The sequence below is a fragment of the Oscillibacter sp. genome, assembly GCF_032018205.1.
In the GTDB taxonomy this organism is placed as follows: domain Bacteria; phylum Bacillota; class Clostridia; order Oscillospirales; family Oscillospiraceae; genus Oscillibacter.
In genome coordinates, this window is record NZ_DALZOY010000004.1 from 1 (window position 1) to 25,439 (window position 25,439).

The 25,439-nt window shown below is 47.0% G+C and carries 25 protein-coding genes; 19 read left to right on the top strand and 6 right to left on the bottom strand.

Going from position 1 to position 25,439, the window contains the following annotated elements:
- The 5 genes from RTU96_RS04175 to RTU96_RS04195 form a co-directional block, all read left to right on the top strand.
- The coding region (locus tag RTU96_RS04175) for an SEC-C metal-binding domain-containing protein (RefSeq protein ID WP_312635135.1) at window positions 1–1,217 on the top strand (1,217 nt) is incomplete at its 5' end.
- A gap of 63 nt (window positions 1,218–1,280) precedes the next feature.
- Window positions 1,281–2,306, top strand: coding sequence for a DNA cytosine methyltransferase (locus RTU96_RS04180; protein ID WP_312635349.1), 1,026 nt, complete (start codon window positions 1,281–1,283; stop codon window positions 2,304–2,306).
- A complete protein-coding gene (locus RTU96_RS04185; protein ID WP_397356408.1) occupies window positions 2,303–4,285 on the top strand; it encodes a C40 family peptidase in 1,983 nt (660 codons plus the stop codon). Before RTU96_RS04180 ends, RTU96_RS04185 begins: the two co-directional genes overlap by 4 nt.
- A 20-nt stretch (window positions 4,286–4,305) precedes the next feature.
- Entirely contained in the window at window positions 4,306–4,569 is a 264-nt protein-coding gene (locus tag RTU96_RS04190) for a DUF4315 family protein (protein ID WP_312635136.1), read from the top strand.
- Entirely contained in the window at window positions 4,559–5,263 is a 705-nt protein-coding gene (locus tag RTU96_RS04195) for a DUF4366 domain-containing protein (protein WP_312635137.1), read from the top strand. The genes RTU96_RS04190 and RTU96_RS04195 overlap by 11 nt, the downstream gene beginning before the upstream one ends.
- A 78-nt stretch (window positions 5,264–5,341) precedes the next feature.
- On the opposite strand, the gene RTU96_RS04200 is transcribed toward RTU96_RS04195, so the two are convergent.
- On the bottom strand, window positions 5,342–5,644 hold the full coding sequence (locus tag RTU96_RS04200; protein ID WP_312635138.1) for a helix-turn-helix transcriptional regulator: 303 nt from the start codon (window positions 5,642–5,644) through the stop codon (window positions 5,342–5,344).
- 854 nt (window positions 5,645–6,498) lie between these two features.
- Between RTU96_RS04200 and RTU96_RS04205 the strand changes: the two genes are divergently transcribed.
- Both RTU96_RS04205 and RTU96_RS04210 read left to right on the top strand, forming a co-directional pair.
- Window positions 6,499–8,592 (top strand): DNA topoisomerase 3, encoded by a 2,094-nt coding sequence (locus RTU96_RS04205; protein ID WP_312635139.1) that lies wholly within the window; start codon window positions 6,499–6,501, stop codon window positions 8,590–8,592.
- A gap of 13 nt (window positions 8,593–8,605) precedes the next feature.
- A complete protein-coding gene (locus RTU96_RS04210; protein WP_312635140.1) occupies window positions 8,606–10,639 on the top strand; it encodes an antirestriction protein ArdA in 2,034 nt (677 codons plus the stop codon).
- Window positions 10,640–10,990: 351 nt separating this feature from the next.
- Here the strand turns inward: RTU96_RS04210 and RTU96_RS04215 are convergent, their stop codons facing one another.
- The 5 genes from RTU96_RS04215 to RTU96_RS04235 all read right to left on the bottom strand — a co-directional run bounded on the left by RTU96_RS04215 (window position 10,991) and on the right by RTU96_RS04235 (window position 14,628).
- A complete protein-coding gene (locus RTU96_RS04215) occupies window positions 10,991–11,851 on the bottom strand; it encodes a hypothetical protein (RefSeq protein ID WP_312635141.1) in 861 nt (286 codons plus the stop codon).
- 65 nt (window positions 11,852–11,916) lie between these two features.
- Window positions 11,917–12,309, bottom strand: a complete 393-nt coding sequence (locus tag RTU96_RS04220) for a hypothetical protein (protein ID WP_312635142.1) — start codon at window positions 12,307–12,309, stop codon at window positions 11,917–11,919.
- An 89-nt stretch (window positions 12,310–12,398) separates the two neighbouring features.
- Window positions 12,399–13,739 (bottom strand): relaxase/mobilization nuclease domain-containing protein, encoded by a 1,341-nt coding sequence (locus RTU96_RS04225; RefSeq protein ID WP_312635143.1) that lies wholly within the window; start codon window positions 13,737–13,739, stop codon window positions 12,399–12,401.
- A complete protein-coding gene (locus RTU96_RS04230; protein WP_312635144.1) occupies window positions 13,700–14,029 on the bottom strand; it encodes a plasmid mobilization protein in 330 nt (109 codons plus the stop codon). The genes RTU96_RS04225 and RTU96_RS04230 overlap by 40 nt, the downstream gene beginning before the upstream one ends.
- A 245-nt stretch (window positions 14,030–14,274) precedes the next feature.
- Entirely contained in the window at window positions 14,275–14,628 is a 354-nt protein-coding gene (locus RTU96_RS04235) for a helix-turn-helix transcriptional regulator (protein WP_312635145.1), read from the bottom strand.
- 477 nt (window positions 14,629–15,105) lie between these two features.
- Here RTU96_RS04235 and RTU96_RS04240 point away from each other — a divergent pair, with 477 nt between their 5' ends.
- The 12 genes from RTU96_RS04240 to RTU96_RS04295 form a co-directional block, all read left to right on the top strand.
- Window positions 15,106–15,735, top strand: a complete 630-nt coding sequence (locus RTU96_RS04240) for a TetR/AcrR family transcriptional regulator (protein WP_312635146.1) — start codon at window positions 15,106–15,108, stop codon at window positions 15,733–15,735.
- A 2-nt stretch (window positions 15,736–15,737) separates the two neighbouring features.
- On the top strand, window positions 15,738–16,106 hold the full coding sequence (locus RTU96_RS04245; protein ID WP_312635147.1) for a hypothetical protein: 369 nt from the start codon (window positions 15,738–15,740) through the stop codon (window positions 16,104–16,106).
- 23 nt (window positions 16,107–16,129) lie between these two features.
- Complete coding sequence (locus RTU96_RS04250) at window positions 16,130–16,555, top strand: flavodoxin domain-containing protein (protein ID WP_312635148.1); 426 nt, start codon at window positions 16,130–16,132, stop codon at window positions 16,553–16,555.
- A 111-nt stretch (window positions 16,556–16,666) separates the two neighbouring features.
- A complete protein-coding gene (locus tag RTU96_RS04255) occupies window positions 16,667–17,368 on the top strand; it encodes a response regulator transcription factor (RefSeq protein WP_312635149.1) in 702 nt (233 codons plus the stop codon).
- Entirely contained in the window at window positions 17,365–18,402 is a 1,038-nt protein-coding gene (locus RTU96_RS04260) for a HAMP domain-containing sensor histidine kinase (protein WP_312635151.1), read from the top strand. The genes RTU96_RS04255 and RTU96_RS04260 overlap by 4 nt, the downstream gene beginning before the upstream one ends.
- Before the next feature lie 90 nt (window positions 18,403–18,492).
- On the top strand, window positions 18,493–19,176 hold the full coding sequence (locus RTU96_RS04265) for an ABC transporter ATP-binding protein (RefSeq protein ID WP_312635152.1): 684 nt from the start codon (window positions 18,493–18,495) through the stop codon (window positions 19,174–19,176).
- Window positions 19,173–20,987, top strand: a complete 1,815-nt coding sequence (locus RTU96_RS04270; RefSeq protein WP_312635153.1) for an FtsX-like permease family protein — start codon at window positions 19,173–19,175, stop codon at window positions 20,985–20,987. Before RTU96_RS04265 ends, RTU96_RS04270 begins: the two co-directional genes overlap by 4 nt.
- A gap of 521 nt (window positions 20,988–21,508) precedes the next feature.
- Complete coding sequence (locus RTU96_RS04275) at window positions 21,509–21,952, top strand: sigma-70 family RNA polymerase sigma factor (RefSeq protein ID WP_312635154.1); 444 nt, start codon at window positions 21,509–21,511, stop codon at window positions 21,950–21,952.
- Complete coding sequence (locus tag RTU96_RS04280; protein WP_312635155.1) at window positions 21,933–22,184, top strand: helix-turn-helix domain-containing protein; 252 nt, start codon at window positions 21,933–21,935, stop codon at window positions 22,182–22,184. The genes RTU96_RS04275 and RTU96_RS04280 overlap by 20 nt, the downstream gene beginning before the upstream one ends.
- A 465-nt stretch (window positions 22,185–22,649) precedes the next feature.
- Window positions 22,650–22,910, top strand: a complete 261-nt coding sequence (locus tag RTU96_RS04285) for a DUF6870 family protein (RefSeq protein WP_312635157.1) — start codon at window positions 22,650–22,652, stop codon at window positions 22,908–22,910.
- A gap of 107 nt (window positions 22,911–23,017) precedes the next feature.
- The gene (locus tag RTU96_RS04290; RefSeq protein WP_397356416.1) at window positions 23,018–24,670 is read left to right on the top strand and encodes a recombinase family protein; all 1,653 of its coding nucleotides are present in this window, start codon (window positions 23,018–23,020) and stop codon (window positions 24,668–24,670) included.
- Window positions 24,671–24,711: 41 nt separating this feature from the next.
- A partial coding sequence (locus RTU96_RS04295) for a hypothetical protein (protein WP_312635160.1) occupies window positions 24,712–25,439 on the top strand: 728 nt, incomplete at its 3' end.

A 25,439-nucleotide genomic window follows, 5' to 3' on the forward strand; every position in this document is an offset into this window, starting at 1 on the left:
ATTATATATCAAAATCCTTGAGAATAGGGTGTCAACTTTATTTATACAACATCATACTGACATCAAAAATCCGGCCATTTGAAAAAGGCAAGGACGATTATCAGTTACCACCATTTTTCAATGCGTTAAATGCGATGGGTGACACTAAAAGGGATGAAGCAGAAACATTCTCGAAATTCAATCGTGATTATCTAACGTTTTTGAATTTCATTGATAATGGTTGGCCGTTTATCAGACGACTACATGAAATATGGCTTTCAGATAATCATCAGTTTTTAGCCGAACAAATGAGAGACCAGTTGCCGACTGACATTTTTCCGTTGAATAACGACTTGGAGTATCTTCGCGGTATTCATCAACTATTCTTGATGGGCTTTCGCTCGGTACTACCCAAAAATTTCTATGACTATACAACAAAGTCCATCTGGAGCAATATAATGGATGTGGCAAAAGCTAATCCAACTGGATATAACGCCCTGACAGAGTTTTTTCACAAAAATGATTTGCTCAAAGAGTATGAAGAACGAGTATTAAAGGTGCTTAATAGCTTTATTGATAAGTTCCCGTTTTTCATTACAGCCATTGGATTGGAAAGCTATGTAACTGCCCCGGATTTAAGTAAAAATGGTACGACAACAGTATCGTTTGAAGATGTAAAGCATTTTTATTTGGAGTGTTTTGAAGCTATTGGCGAAATAATAGCGATAGTTCTTGCATATAACAACCTAAAATATCGTAACGACCCGTTCTCAATGCCTGACTCTACTTTCAAGACGGTTAAAACACTTCAAGACTTCATTAATATGCGAAACAAGGGCAACAAGATTACATTTTGCAGTTCTGACGAGGTTTTTAATAACATAATCGCTTTGGATACTGATAACGGTCTAAGAAATGCCATAGGCCATGATAGCTATTCCTACGATGGTGTAAGTCAAACTATAATCTATTATTCTTCTGGAACGAAAGGGACAGGTGAGTCGGATAAGATATACCTAATAGAATTTATACAGAAAGCGTTAGGGCAATTCTATACGATTATTGTTCTAATTGAATTGCTTTATCAAACAAGAAAGTTTTACTATGTCCAGCATGGGCTTATTCCAATTAGCCCTGATGTGTTTGAGCGACAGGAGAAACGGAAAGTTGGCAGGAATGAACCATGCCCCTGCGGTAGCGGGAAAAAGTATAAAAAATGTTGCGGCTTCAATAATTAATCAGAGAAAGCCCGCCCACTGTGGCGGGTTTTCTTATGCCCAAAATCAGGAGGTGACAATGATATAAACTCCAAACTTACCCATGTAAGCCTGTTTTCCGGCATAGGGGGCCTTGACCTTGCGGCGGAGGCGGCGGGCTTTGAAACGGTCTGCCAGTGCGAATGGGCGGATTTCCCCTATGTCGTTCTTGAAAAGCATTGGCCGGATGTGCCGAAATTCAGGGATATTACCACTTTCACAAAGGAGGCTTTCTTTGGGCAAACAGGACTTAAAACTATTACCATCCTCTCAGGAGGATTTCCATGCCAGCCGTTTTCAACAGCAGGACAGCGGAAAGGATTTGCGGATGACCGCTACCTATGGCCGGAGATGTGCAGGATTATTGCAGAACTGCGGCCCCGTTGGGTGCTTGGGGAGAATGTTGCTGGCTTCATCGATATGGGGCTCGACAAAACGATCTTTGACCTGGCAAAAGCGGGATACGCTGTTCTCCCATTCGTATTTCCGGCTTGCGGTGTCGGCGCATGGCATGAGCGCCAGCGAACTTTTATCGTCGCGGCTGATGTTTCCCACGCCCCTTGCCTCCGACAAGGGTACGAACCGGGACGCCCAAAACCTGGATGTGTACCTGTCGGACAATGGGATTTTCCGCAAGAAGAACAAAAGCGGTGCGATCTGGAGCCTTCCGCTCTCGGCGGCGGTGTTCTACCTGACCCCCATAGCGTCGGACGGTTTCCGCTCGACCCTGAAACCCTCTGCCTTCAACCCGGCGAAAAGCGGGAGCAATCTGGCGGCGCAGATTATGGCAATGGAGCGCCCGGTATCGGATACGGCGGCGCTGAACCCCGATTGGGTGGAATGGCTGATGGGCTTCCCCCAGGGATGGACGGACGTATCCTGTGGGCGCGGGAGCCGGAGGGTATCCCCCGCATGACAGAGGACACGGCGAACCGCGCCCCACGGCTTAAGACCCTGGGAAATGCTGTTTGCCCTCCCCAGGCATATCCCATCTTTCGGTATATCGCAGACATTGAAACCGGGCGCTGTAAAGGCTGGTGCGCCTTTGGAAAGGCAGGTGATTGTAGTTGAAAGAGTACAAAGCGCCGGATAAGGTCATGCAGAAAATGACCCGTTCAGGTGCCGTGGCGGAAAACCTCTCCACAGGTGAGGCGGAGCCGATCAGCACCCGCCCCGCCGAGGATAATATTTCGAAGCAGCCGGTAAACACAGCGGGCAAGGTGCTTGACCGTATGGATGCGGCGCATACCCGCCGTTCATCAAAAAAGGCGGCGAAGAAAGCCAATAAGATCGTCGCCCAGGGAATGGAGGCAGCAAAGCGCCCATCCTCCCGCTTACAGTTTACGGAAGAAGAACGGGCCGCCCCCGATTTGCAGGAAGCCATCCGCCGGTCCGATAAGGCGGCGGATAAGCTGGACATGGCGCGGGAGAATATCCCGACACAAAACAAACTTGTCCGTGAGCGCACCTTTGATGATGCCACGGGCAAAGACAAAACCCGGCTCCGCTTCAAAGAGGCGGAAAAACCCTTTAACGGAAAGATGAAACACAATTCGCTTTCCCGCCCTGTTCAGGAGGTTGGCACGAAACTCCACGGAAAAATCCGTGAGGTGGAGAACGAGAATGTGGGTGTGGAGGGCGGCCATGCAGCGGAGCAGCTTGGGGAAAAGGCTGTTGGTAAAGGGTATCGTCTTATTAAAGGCGGTATCCGGCGCCATAAGCTAAAACCCTACCGGGCAGCTGCAAAAGCGGAGCATTCCGCAATCAAGGCCAATGCGGATTTTCTCTATCAAAAGGCGCTCCATGATAACCCGCCCCTGGCTGCCTCCAATCCCGTATCCCGTTTCATGCAAAAGCAGCAAATCAAGCGGAATTATGCTAAACAGATACGGGATACCGGGAAAATGGCGCAGAAAATGGGCAGTGCGGTGAAGTCTGCGGCGGTCAAAGCAAAGGAAGTCGCAGAGAAAGCCGCTTCCTTAGTTCGCCGCCACTGGAAAGGGTTGCTCTCCCTGCTTGTCTTGGGGATTATGATTATCTTCCTGATTGGTGGGCTGCAATCCTGTTCTTCCCTGTTCGGCGGCACCTCGTCATCCATCATAGCGTCATCCTATCTTTCGGAGGACTCGGATATGCTTGCGGCGGAGGCGGCCTATTCCGCTATGGAGGCAGAGCTTCAACATGAACTGGATAACTTTGAAAGCCTGCACCCTGGGTATGACGAATACCGCTTTGACCTGGACGAGATCGGCCATGACCCCTATGTGCTGATTTCCATTCTTTCGGCGCTCCATGAGGGCGTCTTTACCATAAACGAAGTGCAGGGCGACCTTGCCATGCTCTTTGAAAAACAGTACATTCTTACGCTGACCGAGATTGTGGAAGTGCGTTACCGTACCGAAACCGACACCTGGAAGGATGACGAGGGCAATGTTCATACAGATACCTATACCGTGGCGTATAACTACTACATTCTGAATGTGGAACTGGAAAACTTCAACCTCTCCCATCTTCCCGTTTACATTATGGGCGAGGACGCTTTGGGCCTGTACGCAATGTATATGTCCACTCTCGGCAACCGCCCCGACCTGTTCCCCGGAGGAGCCTATCCAAATGCCTCTACGCTGAAAGAGCCGACCTATTACGATATTCCGGCGGAGGCATTGGAGGATGAAACCTTTGCGGTCCTGATTGCCGAGGCGGAGAAGTATATCGGGTATCCTTATGTTTGGGGCGGGAGCTCTCCCAAAACTTCCTTTGATTGCAGCGGCTTTGTTTCCTATGTTCTGACGAACAGCGGCCTATGCAATACGGGCAGGCTTGGAGCCCAGGGGCTTTACAATATCAGCACGCCCGTAACCGCTGCCAATGCAAGGCCCGGCGACCTCATTTTCTTTGTGGGAACCTACGACACACCGGGCGTATCCCATGTGGGTATCTATGTGGGAGGCGGGATGATGTTGCATTGCGGCGACCCGATTTCTTACGCAAGCATTGAAACAAGTTACTGGCAGAACCATTTTTACGCCTTTGGGCGGCCACCTTATTAAAATGAATTGGAGGTATTTTTATGGCGACCATTGATAAAATCCGTGGTGATATAGCGAAAACCAAAGTAAAGATTGCGGAGCAGCAGAAGCGGCTCCGTGAACTGGAGCAAAAGGCAGCGGAGGAAGAAAACCTGGAGATTGTCCGTATGGTGAAAGCGGTGAAGCTGGAGAACAAGGAATTCTCCGCTTTCCTCAAAGCCTATGCAAGCGGCCTGATCTCCCTCCCCGCCGATATGCAGGAGGAACTTTCTAAAGGACAAGAGGACACCGAAGATGAAGAATAAGAAAAAGCGTATATTGTCCGCTCTTTTGGCCGTTATGCTCTGCATGGCGGCTTTTCCTTTGACCGCCTTTGCGGGCGGCGGGCCGGAATGTGAGGATCCTATCCCCGAACCAGCGGAGGAAACCACGGGCGGCTATGAACCGGAGCCTCTTACCCCGGAGGGCAACATGAGCCTTGTGGATGACATTGAGGGTGAGGCTTCCGGCGATAAGCAGTTTATCACCGTCATTACCAAAAACGGCAACTACTTTTATATCATCATTGACCGGGCGGAGGATGGCGAGAATACCGTTCACTTTCTGAACCAGGTGGACGAGGCCGACCTTCTGGCCTTAATGGAGGATGAAACCGCCTCCGCTCCCACGCCTCCCGCAACTTGTATTTGTACCGATAAATGCAAGGCTGGAGCAGTTAATACGAACTGCCCCATTTGCAAAAACGATATGACAAACTGCATGGGGAAAGAAGCTGCCGCCGAACCGGAACCGGAGCCTGAAAAAAGCGGCGGCATGGGCGGTATGCTGATTATTGTACTTATCCTTGCCCTGGGCGGAGGCGGCGCCTACTACTATTTTAAGGTGCTGAAACCTAAACAGTCGGTAAAGGGCGGCTCCGATCTGGACGACTACGATTTTGAGGACGACGAGAAAACCGAGCTTGAAGTGTTGGAGGATGAACGGGAGGACAAGGTTTAGTTCCAATCATTTTCGGCAAAAGGAAGAGGACTTTATGGGATTTTTCCATAAAGTCCTCTTGACTTTTGATTAATCAATTTAATCTTTCTTTGTTATTTCTTGAAGTATTTCTAAAAGTAACTTTTGATAATTATATTTGTGTTTTGCTCCTTCCTCGTCAAAGTACATAATGGCTGATTTACTAACACCCAATGCTTCACTATATTTTGATAGCATATCTAATGATGGATTTTTGTTATTTGCTTCAACTTCGCTAATATATGTTGATGACACATCCATTTTCGCAGCTAAATCTTTTATTGATAGTTCATTTACCATTCGTAATGCTTTTAAAACATTACCTAATCCTCCTTTTTTTTCATTATCTAATGATGTATCCATTTAAATTAACACCTCCTAATATTCAGGTATGCTTCCTTTGCGCTCAGTAAATCCGGACAACGTAGCCGGAGGTTGCGCTCGTTGCGGGACTTAACCCAACATCTCATGTAACGAGCTGACGACAAGTATTCAGCAATCTTAGTGTCCTTGCGAGGAACTCTGTTCGACTTGCATGTGTTAGGCACACCGACAGCGTTCATCCTGAGCCAGGAAACAATTTTACTTTCTAACTGTTCATAATTCCAATCTCAGTAAGTCTGTTTCAATAAAAGGTATGCTCCAAATATTCATGATAGAACAAAATCCACTATTTGTTTTGAATCAACACTATGTAGCTTGTCCAGTATTAGCTTGTCCCGTAAATAAATAATAATTCTAAGTAACATAATCAATTCTCCTGTTCGATTTATATTGAGTAATGAAACATCTCGATTGAGGGGTCATGGCCTCTCCTATTACTGTTTTGCCAGAACCGAATATTCAGTAATAGGAGAGCCAATATGCTTATATGTAGTCATCCTATTTGTGGCTTAACCACCACAAAAAAACCTTCAGGATAGCATCAACAAGCATTTTGGGGATACCATGACGCTCACACCACTTCGCAAACCGAACTAAGCTTTCCCAAATGCGAAGCATACGTTTTTTCCAACGAGAGTTCATTACCGCGTCCTCCTATTCTATTTTGAGAGATTGCTCAAGTGCGCTTAATCATGATCCCCACCAGCCTTTCTAATCCCCCGAAGGAGTCCGCTATGACATAAAATTAATTTTCTGCAAACACAGCATACCACGCATATAAGTAACCGTCAACAACTATTTGTAAATTTTTTAAACATAAGGAGAGGATCCCTATGCAACTAATTATCGCAGAAAAACCGAGCGTTGGGGCGGCGATAGCCGCCGCCCTGGGCGCTACAGGCAGAAAAAGCGGATACATTGAGGGTAAAGGCATTATCATTTCCTGGTGTATCGGCCATCTTGTGGGCCTTGCCGACGCAGGCAGCTATGACGAGCGTTTCAAGAAATGGCGGTATGACGATCTTCCCATCCTGCCGGATGAATGGAACTATGCCCTCTCTCCCGGCAAGGAAGAACAGTTTGCCGTTCTGAAAAGCCTTATGGAGCGCCCGGACATTTCCGAAGTGGTGAACGCCTGCGACGCAGGGCGGGAGGGCGAACTTATATTCCGTCTTGTGTATGAAACGGCGGGCTGCACAAAACCCATCTCTCGCCTTTGGATTTCCTCAATGGAGGATACCGCCATCCGTGAGGGCTTCCAAAGGCTGAAACCGGGCGCGGAATATGAGGCGCTATATCAATCGGCGCTCTGCCGCTCCAAAGCGGATTGGCTTATCGGCATTAATGCTACACGGCTTTTTTCCGTTCTTTATCACAAGACCCTGAACGTGGGCCGTGTGCAGACCCCGACACTCGCCATGCTCGTAGAGCGGGACAGAAAAATATCCAGCTTCATAAAAGAGAAATACCATCTTGTCCGGCTGGAGTTGGAGGGTATGGAGGCTACAAGCGAAAGAGTCCCCGATATTTCAGAAGCGGAGCGGATGAAAACGGCTTGCCATGAACGGCAAGCCGTTTGTGTTTCCCTGAACAAAGAGAAAAAGACGGTGAAGCCGCCGAAACTCTTTGATCTTACTACTTTGCAGCGGGAGGCGAACCGCACATACGGCTTCACGGCGAAGCAGACCCTTGATTACGCCCAAAGCCTCTATGAGCGGAAAGTCATTACTTATCCCCGAACTGACAGCCGTTATCTCACTTCTGATATGGCGGATACAGCGGCCGACATTCTGAAACTGGCGGCGGGGCTCCCACCCTTTGATGGGGCCCCGGCCTTTTCCCCAGATGTGGCGGCTCTGCTCTCCGATAAGGATGTGTCCGACCATCACGCCATCATTCCCACAATGGAGGCGATGAAAACAGACCTTGCCGCCCGGCCTGTGGGGGAACGCTCCCTGTTTTTTCTGATCTGTTGCAAACTTCTGTGTGCGGCGGGCTCTCCCCATGTATTTGAAGCAATCACGGCGGTATTTGAGTGCGGCGGCCATAACTTCACTGCAAAAGGGAAAACCGTGCTTGCGGAGGGCTGGAAAGTCTTTGAACGACTGTTCCGCGCCTCCCTGAAAGAAAAGCCGGAGGATGACAGCGAGAGTGAAAGCGATCTGCCGGAGCTTGTTCAGGGCAGGATTTATGAGCGCCCCGCCGCTTCTGTGACGGAGCACTACACCGCCCCTCCGAAGCCGTACACCGAGGATACGCTTCTTTCCACTATGGAGCACGCAGGCAAAGATGATATACCGGAGGATGCGGAGCGGAAAGGCTTGGGCACTCCTGCTACAAGGGCGGCCATCATTGAAAAGCTGGTATCTTCCGGATTTGCCGAGCGCAAGGGCAAGAGCCTTGCCCCTACAAAGGACGGTATCAACTTGATTACCGTCCTTCCGGAGGTTTTGACTTCTCCGCTCCTGACCGCCGATTGGGAGCAACGCCTTTCCAAAATTGCAAAGGGTGCTACCGATCCGTCAGCCTTCATGGAGGATATTCAGAAAATGGCAACGGAGCTTGTGGCGGCCTATTCCCATATCTCGGAGGACGGACAAAAGCTGTTCGCTCCCCAAAAGGAGCCGGTGGGCGCCTGCCCCCGCTGCGGGGAACAGGTATACGAGGGCAAAAAGAACTTCTATTGCGGAAACCGCAGCTGTGGGTTTGTCCTCTGGAAGAATGACCACTTTTGGCTCTCTCGCAAAAAGGAACTCACAAAGAAGATGGCCGCTGACCTTTTGAAAAAGGGCCGTACCAAAGTCAAGGGGATGTATTCCGAAAAGAAAGGTTCTGCCTATGACGCTACGGTACTTTTGGATGATACGGGCGGCAAGTATGTAAATTTTAAACTGGAGTTTGAGAAGAAAAGAGAACAAGCGCGCTAAGGAGGTGCTTTGAATGTATAACTACGACCACGATTGCCCGCTTGAAGCCTACATTACCAATCTCGGCAAATACAATGAGGGCGAGCTTGTGGGTGAATGGGTGAAGTTTCCCACCACCTATGAGAAAATGCAGGAGATTTTTCAGCGTATCGGTATCGGCAAGGAAGATGAATTTGGTAATGTCTATGAAGAATGGTTCATCACCGATTACGATTGCTATGTAGACGGTCTCCATGATGTGCTTGGGGAATATGAAAGTCTGGATGAGCTCAACTACCTCGCGGCCAGTATCGAGGCTATGGACAAAAACGACTTTGCCCGCTTCGAGGCTGCCATAGGCATAAGTGATTATTCCAAAAGCGTGAAAGACCTTATCAATCTCACGGAAAATCTGGATAAGTACGATTTTTACTCGGACGTTCACGATCACGACGACTTGGGGCGGATGTATATTGACGAGTACGGCGCTATGGAGGTTCCCGACCACCTGAAAAACTATATCGACTATGAGGCATACGGGCGGGATATTGCCCTGGATGAAATCGGGCACTTCACCGACCAGGGCTATGTCCGTGACACCGGGGAGCGTTTCACCGAGCACTACGACGGAAACAGGGAGAATATCCCGGAGGAATACCGTATCATGTCTACGCCGGAGCTGTCCGAGGATGACCGGCTGGATATGACAATGGAGTTCGCCTTTGACCTGGACGAGTTTTTCCGGCAGAAAGACCCGCAGTATGCCGCTGCCCACCCGGACGCCCACGCAAGCAAGGAACTTATTGCGGATTTGCTCCTGGAGGGGAAAACCGCCGCCATCAAGGACAGGTTGGCGGAAATGGCGCAGACCCCGGAGGATGAACTTGTTTCCCATATCGGCAGCTATGAGCAGGCTACCGGGTATGAGGTATACCTTGATACCGACGTTCCCGCCATCCGTGAAAAGCTGGAGCAGGATCAGGAGCCGGAAAAAATGACCGTCCTTGTGGTAGAACCCATGAAAGAGCCGTATATCAAGGAGATTGCCCCCGGCCTTTCCGCTATGCAGGCCGAGGTTGACGGATTGATTTCAGCCGCATATCCCTTTGACGATCCTGTTGCCATTATCTGCAACGACGAGGGGAAGATGAACGGCATGGAGCGCAACCGGGCCCTGCGGGATAGCCAGGGCCGGATGTATGATATTGTGGCGGGGCCGTTTCTCGTAACCGGGCTTGGGGATGAAAACTTTGCCTCCCTCTCCCCGGAATTGGCTGAAAAGTACATGGAGCATTTCAAGGCCCCGGAAATGTTCGCCATGATAAACGGGGAGATCAAGGCCATTCCCGTTCCGGCCGCCATGCCGGATGATTACCTGACCGGGGAAAAGATTAAAACCCCGCGAGGGAGCTTCTCCTTAACGGACATGACGCGGGGGCAGATGGAGGCTGCCGGGTATGGGTATCATCATAGCTCGGATGATGGACTGTATCATATCATGGGGAATGGCACACGGGCCTTTGCAATTGTCAATGAGAACGCCCGTACCTATGACATCTACCAACTAAAAGACATTTCCGGCAGGCGGGATTACGCTTTCGAGGCGCTTGACCGCCTCCATGAGCAGGGGCGCAGAGTGGACATGCAGAATTACGACAAGGTATATTCCGGCGCCATGCGCCCCGGCGAAAATCTGGAGAGTATTTATACCCGCTTCAATGTAGACCATCCAAAGTATTTCACCGGGCACTCGCTTTCTATGTCGGATGTGGTTGTCATTCATCAGAACGGCCAGAGTACCGCCCATTACTGTGATCGTTTCGGCTTTGCGGAAGTGTCGGAGTTTTTCCAGCCGGAAAATTACCTGAAGAACGCAGAAATGGCTATGGAGGATGATTTCGGGATGATTGACGGTATCATCAACAACGGCAAAAAGGAAATCACGCCTCCCGGCGTAGATGAAAAGACCTCCATACGGGAACGGCTGACGGAGGCAAAGCGGGAGTGCGCCGAGCGCAAGCCCACGGAGAAGAAGCCGGAGCGCGGCGGCCCGGAGCATGACCTATGAGCAAAAGCAAGGCATGGAAATCCGAATGGGCCTTTTTCCTGGGCGAAAACGGCAGGCGGCAGTATAACCGCATTTGTAAGCGGTGTGTGCATGGCTGCAAGCAGAGTTTCAGGGCAGACTTGATTGAATGTCCGAGATACATAGGCAAGGAGGCGAAAAAGGCCCCTAAAAAGGGTTGAAAATGGGCAAAAATCTTCCCTGTATCGGCTTCAAAAAAAGTGTGTAATACCTTCCCTTGTATTCCTGTTTCATTGGAATACCGCCCCAAAAGGTTTGATTTGAATACTTTTAGAGCACGAAAAACGGGAGCGCACCCATTGGGTTATTCCAATGGGTGCGCTCCCGCTATTTTTATAAACAAATATCTAATAGACTGCTCAATTCTTCAATAGGAACCAGTAAATATTTTGATGTAAAAGAAAATGTATAAAAACTTGCTTCCGTAATGAGTTCATCTAAGACTATAAACCTATACTCTTGCTGTTTTGAAAAACTCATATCTTTACATAATAGATGCCTATAACGGTTTTCATAAGTCATGGACAGTGGAGTGTTCTTTTGCAACTCGGTTTGTCCTGTTGCTAAATACATATACATCTGGAGCGGATTTATATCATACTCATAATATTTAATTTTATCACTAAAAATACAATGTTGTTGTATATGTAGTATATCATTGACAAATTTATCGGGTTCAAGAATTATAAGTGCGTGGGTAGCATCAGGGAAATCTGTTTTTATACACTCTGTCTTTTCATTTGCCAATGCAATGCTGAAATTACGCTCATCAATATAGCTTGTGATATCATCATCATTATATTGGGAAAGGCAAAAAACAGGCATATTATTAACATCTTGAATAGAAAATAACATAGTACAAGGAGGTAAAATCCCTATTAACTTGTCAGTATCAGGGTCATGTATTCGAGCTCGCTCAATTCTTAATTTCATTTTGCCTTCAAGGAGGTCCCCTTGACCTTTATTATGCTGTGTTTCTTCAATCTTTATATATGTTTGTGATGGTGAAAACCTTATTTTCCCATCAATAATTTGTTGCAAATGGCTCTCTTTTCCGTATTTTATCATAAATCGCATGTTAGTATTTTCTCCTTTTAGCAGTAGTAGGCGCTGTGGGACTGTGTATAACTGGCCGTGAATATGGAGCTGTGGGAAACGGTGTTTGCAGGGTGTGGGAAAGCCCGGCTTTTCCACGGGCTGTAAATGCTGTTTTCCATCAGTGGAATGGCCTGTTATGCACATTTCCATAGTGCAAGGTCTTAGGTGTTTCTTGCTTTTAAGTGGAGTCCCATCATCACGATAAAACCGAGTCCCATAACGACATAGAACCATATCATATCTTCTCCGGCGAAGATGTGGGCGAAGAAACCGAATACAAACGCCCAAAACGCTGAAAGCAGCACTCCGATAATCCAAAATCCCACTTTCGTATTTTGCAGCCAAAACAGGAGCCCGAACAATGCGATTGCGATTACCAGGCAAAGCGCCGGGTGTACGCTCCATATCTGATTGCAGATAATACCGCTGATGGCCGCAAGGAAAATGCTATCAAACAAAATGATATGCCCGACAAACACGCCGATTATTGTAAAGATAAGGCCAATGATTATGCTGATTGCCAGGACAAGGCCGTATGAAAACAATGCCGCCATGTGGCCCCCTCCCTCCGTAGATGAATGAATTGTGTTTGTGATTTCAATTCCATTATACACCTAAAAATTACCTACGCCCAGGGTTTTCGTCATCTTTCCGCTGTTTTCTCCCGCTCCCTCTCTTTGGGAACGGAAAGCAGGCTGTCAACATTCTGCTTGATGGTGCTGTATTTCCTGACCTCCTGGCGGGCGCTTTTGTATTCGGTGTAAAGCGTTTCCTTTTCGGCGGCAAGGGCAGTATGCTCCGCTTTCATCTTCTCGGCGGAGGGGAGCTTTTCAATCTCCATTTCCTTTAGGGCTCTGGCCGACGCTTCAAAAAGGATAATGTCGCTTTCATGCCCCCGCAAAAACTTTTCCTTATCGGAGGATTTACGGTAGCTGTCATAAATAGGTTTCAATTTCCGATAGGTGGCAGTGTGCTTCATAAGTAAGGCGAGATCCGCCATGCGGTTTTCCGTGGCCTTGAGGGAGGCGAACAGCGTATCAGTTTTGGAGACGAAGGCCGCCGCTTTTTCCTCCAATTCCTCATAGCTGCTAATGCCGTGTTCCGTGAGAAAGTTCATGGTCTTGGCGGCCTGTTTTAGATTGTTGATTTTCGCCCAATGGGCAAACCCGGCGCTCTCCTGGGCTTTGATGTTGTTCTGAATATCAATGAGCAGGCTAATCCGCTTATCATCCCTTTTCGGCTGCCTGGATGGGCAGGGCCTCCCGGCGATCCGGGCGGCAACGGCTTCCTCCGTGTAATCGGTGCCCAGGGTTTTCATGCGGGTAAACCGCTCCTGATGGTCGGCGCGGCAGGATATGTATTTGCCCCGCTTGATTTCGTATCCCTCGTTTTGCAGGCGGCGAATTAAGTCCTCCATGTCGGAGGATACGGGTATCAGCCGGTCTATGGCCGCTTTGAGTTTCGCCTTGTAGCTTGTCCCCGCTTTTTCAGCTGAATGTTCCGCATAGCTCTTTCCCTTGTCCTGTCCGGGGATGATGACGGAAAGGCCGTTCTCTTTGCAGAGCCTATCGCTGACACGGCGGATAAAATGATAACTCCGTTTGTTGGAATGGTAGTGATGATAGTCTGCGAAGCTGACCGCATTAAATATCAGGTGATTATGGATATGGCCTTTATCAATATGAGTGGTAAGGACAAACTCATACTTCCCACCCAGGATTTCCATTGCAAGCTGCATACCGATTTCGTGGGCCTGTTCTGGCGTGGTCTCCCCAGGTTCAAAAGCCTGTATCAGATGGCGGCCCAGGTGCATACCCTTGTCGATAGCGTGCTTGCGTGTCCAGGTAAACTCAATATCGGCGGTTTCCGGGGAGCAGCCAACGGAGGACACCAAAAGTTTCCCGTCCGTCTTGGCGGGATTGCAGATATAGTCAAGCGCCTTTTTCAGCGTAGACTTAATAGGATGTGTCTTTGTAACTGCCATATCTGATCGAGCCTTTCCTTTATCTCCGCAATATCCGTTTCATAGGTGGGAGCCCCGGAGTTGAGGCGCTTGGCGATCTGGTTGATATTCCGGCCTATGCCCTGGAGCTCCGAGGTAAACGCTTTGATATTGGCGGTATCGGTGTAGATGATATATCCGTCAATCGCCATCTTGCGGAGATAGGCGCCGTACCGCTGTGTCGGCAGGAGCTTCATCTTTTCCTCGATCAGCGCCTTTTCTTCCTCCGTAACATAAAACTTCATCTGGATATTTCGCTTTCGGTTCGGCATACTGTTCCTCCGCTCTATAAGGGTTTGGGATTATCCCAACAAGCATTTTTACATTTTCGGGCAGGGGGCCTGAAAATGTAAAAATACGCAAGCGGGTACTCGCTTGCTGTGCTTGCTACGTTACGCTATCCCTACTACCTACAACAAAGAAAACTCTCGTTTTGCCAAATAAGGTAAAGAAAAAACGCTACAAACTTTATTGTCTGTAACGCTTTTTATTCCATATTCTGTCGTGTTCTGGACATTCATTCGTCCTCTATTTCGACTTCCTTGATCTCTTTTGCCGTGGCGGTAACTATCCTCAATCCCTTATCGCTCATATCGTCAAGCAGGCTTTCAAGCTGTCTGCGCTGCGTGGATTTATCCATTTCCTTGTTCGGAAAAAAGAATTGGTCTACCGATACATCCAAAAGGGTAACAAGCTCATAAAAGATTTGCAGGCTTGGATGCTGTCCGCTGTTCTCAATGGACGCAATATATCGAGGGGCAATGTGCATTTGGTCTGCTAATTGGTTTCTCGATATTCCCTTTGCTTTTCGTGCTGCTTTTATGGCTTGACCAAAAGTCTTAAAATCGTATTTGATGACTTCTCGCTTCATATTATTTCACCCTATTACATTTTACTGTTCATCTTTTCTTTCGGATATGAGTATATACATCATTTGGTTGACTTGAATAAATCATAAAATCTATTGTTATTCTTTAATCCTCTTTATATAATGTAAAAAAAGAAAGGACGAGCAGTAGTGGCGATCTGCCCTTAATGCTCGTTCTTTCTTCTATATGGCTACAATTTAATATTCAGTTATTTATTGACAAAAGTACAGATATTATGAGTAGGGAGATGCCTATAATCGAGCCACATATAGCAATTATTGCCCGGATTTTGACGTTATCTTTTATATAAATATGAGTGCACAATTCATGTTTATATGAACACCTGTAAAGGAGCTCCTATCACTGCAACGCCGAAGTATGAATAATCATATAATTTACTTTCTTTCTTGACAAGTGAGCAGTTGTTCACTATAATAATGGTGAGCGATTGTTCACCATTATTATTGATGGAGGTTCTTATGCCAAAAAACGAAACACGGGATACAAAGGAAGTTATTTTGACAGTTGCACTAAAATTGTTTTCTGAAAGAGGCTATGATGGGGTTGGTATCCGTGACATATCCAAAGAAATCGGTATACGGGAGAGCGCCCTTTATAAGCATTATAGCGGAAAGCAAGACATTTTTGACTCAATTCTCAAAGACATCGGGCGTCGTTATCAAGAGGACGTTTCTACTTTTATTCCCCCTGAAAGCATGGTCAATATTCTCTCGGGAGAAAGTGATGTAAGAGAGGAATTATTCCGAATCAGCGTTACGATGTTCCAGTTCTATCTCAAAACAGAGTATGGTTCGCAACTGCGCAGAATGTTGACAATGGAACAGTATAGAACTTCGGAGGCAAGCAAGTTTTTTCGTGAACTGATAATAGACAAGGGCTTAGATTATATATCAGGCGTGTTTACTAATTTAATAAATGATGGGGTTTATGTTGATGCTGACCCAACGGTAATGGCCTTGCAGTTTTATTCACCTTTGTATTTGCTGTTATCAAGATACGACAATCAGCCCGAAAAATATGAAGAAGCTTTATCTTTTTTAGAAAAACATATTACGATATTCAATAAAATGTATTTAAGGAGTGACTAACAATGAAAGGAATTGGAATATTGGCGGCGGAGTGGCTTATAACCGGCCTAATTGTTTATTCAGGGTTATCCGGCAAGCAAATATTATTCATCAATGGGCCGAGATCGGCTGTTATTACTTTGGGTACAATCGGATTTGCAATGTGCATGATTATACCAACAATCGGCAAGTTTATCAGCAATGCACCTGCTCACCCGCTTACCATCATGGGGTATATCTTTGGGACAATCGCATTACTTACAACAGCAGTACAAATATTCAAATGGAAAATCCCAATACTTTATGACCCTAAAATTGCTCTTTTTGTAGTTGCCGGCTGCATTGTCATAAAGTCGATTATTGGTAGGTTTGCGCCATTGATAGTTAAATAAATAGCTGAAAAGAGAGTGTTTTTATGAATATTGAAGTGCGTTATTATTCAAAATCAGGTAATACAAAGAAAATTGCAGATGCCCTCGCTAAACAAGCAGGGATATCTGCAAAGCCAATCCACGATCCTATGCAAGGCAAAGTCGATATATTGTTTTTAGGAACCGGCTTATATGCTTTTGACATTGACCCGGAACTAAAGGAATATATATTGACCCTAAATCCGGCGAATATCAAAAAGGTTGTAGTATTCAGCACAGCGGCTATCGTTAAGTCTGCCTATGAAAAGACCAAAAAATATCTTCAAAATCAGGGCCTTACCGTTTCAGATGCAGAATATCATTGTCCCGGCCACTATATGATTTTGCGTAAAGGGCGTCCTAATGCTGATGATGTAAAATGTGCTGAGCAGTTTGCAAAATCAATAATCAACAGTTTGCATGCCGATTAGTTTGGAGTGTTGACCATTAACTTTACGCTAAGTTGGTGTAAGGGAAATCTAGGCTTGTTTCTGCTAATGCAGAAACAAGCCTAAAGACGGACGCAGAAAGGAGGCAAAAGAATGAGCCGGATATTACTACTTGAAGATGATTTAAGCCTAATAGATGGGCTTTCTTACTCACTGAAAAAACAAGGTTTTGAAACAGATATTGCCCGGACGGTTAAAGAAACTGATAGCTTTTGGAGTGACGGCAAATATGACTTGCTGATTTTAGACGTATCCCTGCCTGATGGTTCAGGGTTTGATGTCTGTATAAAAGTACGTCAAGTATCAAAAGTGCCTATCATCTTTCTAACCGCGTCGGACGAGGAAGTGAGTATGATTATGGGGCTTGATATAGGCGGTGACGATTACATTACAAAGCCGTTCAAGCTGGGTGTACTGGTTTCAAGGATTAACGCGCTGCTTCGGCGCACAAGGGATTTTAGCGCGCCGGATACGGAAATCACTTCAAACGGAATTAAGGTATTTCTATTGCAGGGGCAGGTGCATAAGGAGAATACCACGCTTGATTTAACGGCGGCAGAATATAAATTGCTCTGCCTGTTCATGCAAAATCCGGGGATTATCCTAACCAAAGAAAGGATACTGGATAAGCTATGGGACACGGGCGGCAACTATGTTGATGATAATACGCTGGCGGTATATATCCGCAGATTAAGGACAAAGATTGAAGCCGACCCCGGAAATCCCCAAATGCTGGTGACGGTTCGGGGTATGGGCTATAAATGGAACGTCATAGATTGGGGTGGCGGGGCATGAACATTTTTACAAACCGGGATATAAAAAGGCTTTTTATCATGCTCTTCTGCGTGATCGGAGCACTTATCATTCTATCGCAGCTATATTGCTGGCTGGCTGCTGATGCGTTCAATGTGATATTTTTCCTGTTTTCGTTGCTTCTTGCCGCAGGGGTTTTTACCGGCTGTTACCTGTATTTCCATCGGCAGCAGCAGATGATTGAAAACGCCATATCACAAATCAGCCTGTTTGTTTCGGGTGATAGCAGCGCAAGAATTGAAAGCGATAACGAGGGCAGCTTATATAAGCTGTTCCATGAAATCAATACACTGGCGACCACTCTAAACGCCCATGCGGTACGGGAGCAGAATACAAAGGATTTTTTAAGAAATACCATATCGGATATTTCCCACCAGCTTAAAACGCCTCTTGCCGCGCTTGTGATATATAATTCTCTTTTGCAAGATGAATGTGAGGACAAAATGGCTGTACGCAATTTTGCCCTGAAATCAGAAAAAGAAATTGAGCGTATAGAAACGCTCGTCCAAAATCTCTTGAAAATTACGAGGCTTGACGCTGGCGCTATCATCATGGACAAGCATATTGAAAACATTTCTGACATGATGAATGACCTAAAAGCCCATTTTGAAATACGCGCCGAACAAGAAAACAAAGAAATTATTTTATCAGGCCGGAACAATGAAACACTGCTTTGTGATAGGGACTGGCTGATTGAAGCGGTGAGTAACATAGTAAAAAATGCTCTCGACCACACAGACGCGAATAGCCAAATTTATATTGAATGGAATAGACTACCGTCCGTTACTCAAATCATTATAAAGGATAATGGCAGCGGAATACACCCGGAGGATATACACCATATTTTCAAACGGTTTTACCGTAGCCGGTTTTCAAAAGATACACGAGGCGTAGGGCTTGGCTTGCCGCTTTCAAAGGCTATCGTGGAAGCGCACGACGGCAGCATAGCTGTTGACAGTGTTCTTGATGGCGGCAGCACGTTTGTTTTGAGCTTTTTGAACCTTACTAAATTGTAAGCTGAAATTCATCTGGGAGTAAGGAGCCAATGATAAGGTAATACCAAAACAACGGAACAACGGTCAAGTTGTTTTGGAAAGGGTGATATTTTGAATTTATTAGAAGTGAACACATTATGCAAAACTTATGGGAATGGTGATACGGCGGTTAAAGCCTTAAAGGACGTTTCCTTTTCCGTTCCCAAAGGCCAATTTATTGCTGTTGTCGGTGAGTCCGGTTCGGGTAAAAGCACGCTACTCAATATGATTGGCGCATTGGATACACCTACGTCCGGCAATGTTCGGATTGACGGCAACGATGTATTTCGTATGAAAGACGAAAAGCTAACCATTTTCCGGCGCAGGAATATCGGCTTTATCTTTCAGGCGTTCAACCTTATTCCAGAGCTTAATGTGGAGCAAAATATAACATTTCCTGTACTGCTCGATTACAAAAAGCCGGATAAGGCGTATGTTGAAGAAATATTGACAGTGCTTTCCTTGCAGGACAGGCGGGGGCATTTGCCACGGCAATTATCTGGCGGGCAGCAGCAGCGCGTAGCCATAGGCCGTGCTCTAATTACCCGTCCCATGCTTATACTTGCAGACGAGCCAACCGGCAATTTGGACAGCAAGAATTCAGGCGAGGTTATTTCACTACTCAAAACAGCGTCCAAACGGTACAGCCAAACCATCATAATGATTACACATAGCCGAAGTGTTGCGTCTATGGCTGACCGTGTATTGCAAGTTTCGGACGGTGTTCTCTCCGATTTCGGGGGGTATACCGAATGAAAAGCTATCTTGGCCTAATCCCGATTTCTGCAAAAGTGCATAAACGGCAAAACCGTATGACGCTGCTATGTATCATCTTTGCCGTGTTTTTGGTAACAGCTATTTTCAGCATGGCAGATATGGGCGTTAGAATGGAACAAACAAGATTATTGGATAAGCATGGTAGTAGTCTGACATTTCAAGACTTGCTTAGCAGTACACTGGCACAAACGCTATTTCTGGCGGCTGCGATATTATTTGCGCTGATATTGGTTGCAGGTGTGCTGATGATTTCAAGCAGCTTAAACAGCAACGTCGCCCAAAGAACAAAGTTTTTTGGAATGATGCGTTGTATTGGAATGAGCAAACGGCAGATTATCCGTTTTGTAAGGCTGGAAGCTCTTAACTGGTGCAAAACGGCGGTTCCGATAGGTGTTGTACTTGGAATTGCAATCACATGGGGGTTATGTGCGGCATTAAGGTTTCTTGTCGGTGAGGAGTTCTCGGCAATTCCCCTTTTCGGTATTAGTCTGATCGGTATTATCAGCGGAATTGTCGTAGGGATAGTGACGGTAGTTATTGCCGCAAGTTCCCCGGCAAAACGAGCCGCTAAAGTATCGCCTATAACGGCGGTATCCGGCAATTCAGAAAGCGCAAAAATCCTCACCCATGCAGCAAATACCCGTTTTTCTAAAATTGAAATGGCTCTTGGCGTTCATCATGCCGTATCGGGAAAGAAAAATCTGGTGCTGATGATAAGCTCATTTGCGCTTAGTATTATACTTTTTTTGAGCTTTTCAGTTTTGATACAGTTTGTCGGCTATCTTATGCCCCAATCGTCAAATGCTTCTGACATCGACATTTCAAGTAGTGACGGCTCAAACTCAATAGATAGTGCAATGCTTACCGAAATCAGCACTATGCAAGGTGTGGAGCGTGTTTTTGGGCGCAGAGGTTTGTTTGACGTTCCGGCAGGAATAGGGAGCGATAATCAACTGACAAGCACGGTTGATACGATTTCCTTTGATGAATTTGATTTAGACTGGCTTACCAAAGATAAGCTGCTTAGAAAAGGCAGCGATATTTCAAAAGTGTATGGGGACAGTCATTATGTGCTTGCAATCTGCGACACGAATAGTCTCTTAAAAATAGGCGATGAGATACAGCTTGAAAATGAAGAGCTTGAAATTGCCGGTCTGTTGAAATACGACCCGTTCAACAGTGACGGCAATGCAAACGGGCAAATAACAATTATTACTTCCAGCGAAACTTTTACCCGTCTGACTGATTTCAATGGCTATTCTCTCATTATGGTACAGACAACAAGCAACGTAACAGACGAAGATGTAACGGCAATCAGCAGTATATTAGATGAAAACTGCACACTTCAAGACAGGCGCGAGCAAAGTACCGCCGGTACTTACATGGCTTTCCAGATATGTATATATGGATTTTTGGTAATCATTACTTTGGTTACTGTACTGAATATTATGAACAGTATTTCCATGAGCGTATCTGCAAGAATAAACCAATACGGAGCCATGCGTGCGATTGGTATGAGCAAACGTCAAGTTACAAAAATGATAGCTGCGGAAGCATTTACCTATGCGTTGTCTGGTTGTATCGTCGGTTGCGTAGTTGGTTTACTGGTGAGCAAGCTCTTGTATGACACTCTCATTACTGCTCATTTTAGTTATGCGACTTGGAGCGTGCCTATTGTTCCTTTAGCGATAATCCTCATGTTTGTTTTTGTTGCTGCCATTGTTGCAGTTTATACACCGTCAAAACGTATTCGGAATATATCGGTGACGGAAACGATAAATGAACTATAAGGGTGTTATTTTTTGGGATAAGAGTTGTATAAAATCTGCCCCAACGGAAATAAAAAAAACCGTTGTTGCGGCGGCTGGATAGCTATGTGCCCAACAGAATAAGAGAAGCCTGACGGCGGTTTTGAATAAAAATCAAAGCCGCCGTTTTTCTTTTAAAAAATTGGACAAGCGGAGGGTGTATTAAAGTCGCCCTTTTTTAGGACACGGCGGTATCAAGGAGGTATCGCTATGTCCGTTTTTTATTATCATTTTTCACCTAATATCCACTACCCGTTAAAAAAAGTCTATACCCATCTACGGACTATTTCGGTTATCAACATGAACACACATATCATTATATAATTGCTGATAATTCCCTTATGCCCGGTTGCACTATGCGACCGGGCATTTTTGCATCTTTTTCAAAAGTTTTTCTGAAAAATCCTCTGCTGTCTTTGGCAGTTTTCAATTTCTGTTTGTTGAGGGTTTACGAAAGGGGAAATCATCACCCGCTTTCGCGGTTGCGAAAGGAGGTGAATACCATGAATGAACCTGCTCGTACCCAATGGCAAATCCGTTGTGCGTTTAATGGGTTTTGCAAAGAAACACTCCGGAACGAAGCGGCTAATGCTCACAATCATGTGAAGTGGCGGCAGTCACAGGAAACCATTTTTTCCGACCTGTCCCCGCAGGAGGAAAATCAGCTTTACACCTATGACCACTATTTTGCGGATGATAAGGCTGAACAATCCTTTTGTGTGGCGGGAAAGGAAATCTCCGCAAAACTGCTTGCCGAGGCTATGCACAGCTTACCGGAAGAAAAGCGCAAAGCTGTCCTGCTGTATTACTTCTTTGACATGAGCGACGCGGAAATTGCTGAACTTTATGCAATTCCACGCAGTACCGTACAGTATCGGCGGACAAGCTCTTTTGCATTACTAAAACGCTATTTGGAGGAACGCGCCTATGATGAAAACAAATGGTAACACCGGAAACGACGAGCGGGGCTTGCTGCCTTACCCGGTAATTATAGCCGCAAATAAGGGCGACCCGGAGGCTATGAAGATTGTCGTGCAACAATATGAAAGCTACATAGCCAGCCTGTCTATGCGAAAGCTCCGCGATGAACGCGGTAATACCTATTACGGCATAGACGAGGACATTCGGGACCGCTTGCGCTCAAAGCTCATGCGGGCTGTCCTTTCATTCAAGGTTTGAGTTAAACGGTCTGCGCCCCCTCTTTCCGCAGACTGTAAACCCTGCCTTGCCTTTGCTCTTTGACAAAGAAAGCCCGCAAGATAACGGCGGTGCAGCATAAGGCATACGGATACATTCTGTCTGTATCGAGCCATACAGCCGGTGCGTCATGACCCTTATCCCTACGGGATAAGGCGAGCGATCAACACCCAGGCTGCAAAGCAAGCGCGGCGGCTTGCGGGCGGAGACGTACAGGCAGGACAATGATACTCCCTTATAGCCACAGCTTGAGCGTTCAAAGCGTCGCACGCAATGGGTAGGGCTCCGGCAGACCGTCGGAGGGGTGAAACTCTCGTGGAGCTGCGCCAGCAGCCATCCGTTTTATGCCTATCATACTGGACAATCAGACCTTCATATCTTAGAAATGGGGGAAACTTCATTTTTTGATGTGGCTTTTCTCCGGCTTTTGAAAGGGAGGAAACGCCGGTGATTACAAATAAGCAACTGGAGGATATGAGCAAACAAAATATTGAAACAATAGACAGGAAAGAACTGGCGGATATAACCGCCATTCACATAAGACAGGATTTGCCTCACAATGAAAAGGTGCTTGCCTTTTTGGAGGAAATCAAAAATCCATACTGTTTTCTCTGCGGGGATGTTCCCGTTAGAGTCTGCTTTTCTGACAACGGGCCGAAGTTCGGTCAAATGCTGCAAGATTACTTCATTCGCATAAAACAGGGCTGACATTATACCGCAAGCGCGGCATAATGGAGTTGTAGTTATGCGGGATTGGAGGTAAGATGGCACGCATACGAAAATCTAAAACAAGCGAGAACTCCATATTAAAAAAGGTGATTTGGTATATTGCGCTCTATATTCGCCTTTCTAAGGATGACGGTAATGATGAAAGTCTCAGTGTGACAAATCAGCGCAAAATCCTCATGGAATATGTGGAGCAGTTTTTCCAGGGTGAGTATGTTATCGTTGATGAATATATTGACGATGGCAAAACGGGTACGGACTACGACAGGCCAAACTTTCAGCGCATGATACATGATGTGGAAACGAAGAAAGTCAACTGCGTGATCTGTAAAAACCTCGCCCGCGCTTTCCGTAACTATTCCGACCAGGGCTATTTCATTGAGAGTTTCTTTCCCCTGCATGGCACTCGTTTTATTACGCTTGGCGACCCAAAAGTGGATACATACCTGAACCCGGAGGCCATTAGCGGTATGGAAGTCCCTATAAACGGTCTTATGAATGACCGTTTTGCAGCCCAGACTTCAAACAGCGTGAGGCGTACTTTCGATAACAAACGCAGAAGCGGTGAGTTTATTGGCGCCTTTGCCCCCTATGGATACGCAAAAGACCCGGCAGACAAGAACGCCCTCGTCATAGATGACGAGGCGGCTCAGGTGGTAAAGGACATTTTTCAATGGTATGTGTATGGCGACGGTTCAAGCGGTGAAAGTCTTAGCAAAGAGGGCATTGCCCGAAAGCTCAATGAGATGGGTGTTCCTAATCCCACCTTGTATAAGGTGAAAAAGGGCCTTCGGTACAAAAATCCCCATGCAAAGCAAAATGACGGACTCTGGATGGGAACCTCTGTTTCCAGGCTGCTCAAAAACAAGGTGTATATCGGCACTATGGTACAGGGGCAGCAGCGGGTTATCAGCTACAAGGTGCATAATGCGATCAGGACGCCAGAGGATGAATGGTATCAGGTGGAGAATACCCACGACGCCATAATATCGGTGGAACTCTTTGAAAAGGCCCAGGAGCTTCAGGAAAAGGATACCCGTACCGCACCGAACAAAAAGGAAACTTACCTGTTTTCCGGCTTCCTGAAATGCGCCGATTGCGGCAAGGCTATGACCCGGCGGGCGTCGGCAGGCTTTGTTTACTACAACTGCTCCACCTATAAGCGCAAGTCAAAAGGCAAATGCACCAAACACACAATGCGGCTGGATACCCTCGAAAAGACGGTGCTGACCGTTCTCCAAAAACACATTGAATTAGTGGAGGCCCTGGAGGACGCAATCAGAAACATTAACGAGGCTCCCGTAGTGCAGACCAAATCCACCCGTCTTGAACATCTGCTAAAGCTTCGCGAACAGGAGCTTGAAAAAACGGATGATTTGATTTCCGGCCTTTACATGGATTGGAAGAACGGCGACATTACCCGTGAGCAGTACCGCAAGATGAAAGAGAAGTTTGAAAAACAGGAGGCGGAGCTTCAAGAGGCCATTAAGCACATCAAGGGCGAGATCGGCACTATGGAGCGGGGGATTTTTTCCGACGACCCCTATCTGCAAGCCTTTTTGAAGCATAAAAATATCTGCGAACTTTCACAAGGGATATTGGTGGAGTTGATTGACACGATCTATATCCATGAGGGCGGCGAACTCACAATCCAATTCAAGGCTGACGATCAATACAAGCGCATTGTAGATTTCATTGAGAACAACAAATACACTTTGACCGTGGTGGAGAATGTGGGCTGATTTTAACAAAAAAGCCGTTCTCCATATTTGAAGCAAGTATTTTGAGCATAAATTATCCGCTCCGTGTTGCCGATGGGGCCTTGCGCTCCCTGTGCGCCGGTGTTGCCGGTAGGACCCTGAATGCCCTGCGGACCTGTGGGACCTGTGTTGCCGATGGGGCCTTGCGCTCCCTGCAATCCCGTATCCCCAGTGGGACCGATGGGACCTTGAATCCCCTGCGGACCTTGAACGCCCTGTGGACCTTGAATTCCCTGTGGGCCCTGCGCTCCCTGTGCCCCCGTATCCCCGGTGGGGCCTTGAATACCCTGTGGACCCGCGGGACCGATAGTGCCTTGGGTACCCCGTGTGCCTATGTCCCCGGCGCGGCCTTGAATTCCCTGCAAACCCACGGGACCTGCCGGACCGGTAGCCCCTTGAATCCCTTGTGGGCCGGTGTTTCCGGTTGGTCCGATAGGTCCTTGCATGCCCTGCGGGCCTGCTGGGCCAATGTCACCAGTAGGACCCTGAACACCCTGCGCACCTGCGGGACCAGCGGGACCTTGAATACCCTGCACACCTTCCGGACCAGTGTCACCGGTGGGGCCTTGAACACCCTGCAAGCCTGTGGGTCCGACGGGACCTTGAATACCCTGCAAGCCTGCCGCGCCGATGCCACCGGTGGGGCCTTGAATTCCCTGAGGACCTGCGGGGCCGGTGGGACCTTGGATACCCTGCAAGCCTGCCGCGCCGGTGTCACCGGTGGGTCCCTGAACACCCTGCAAACCTGTAG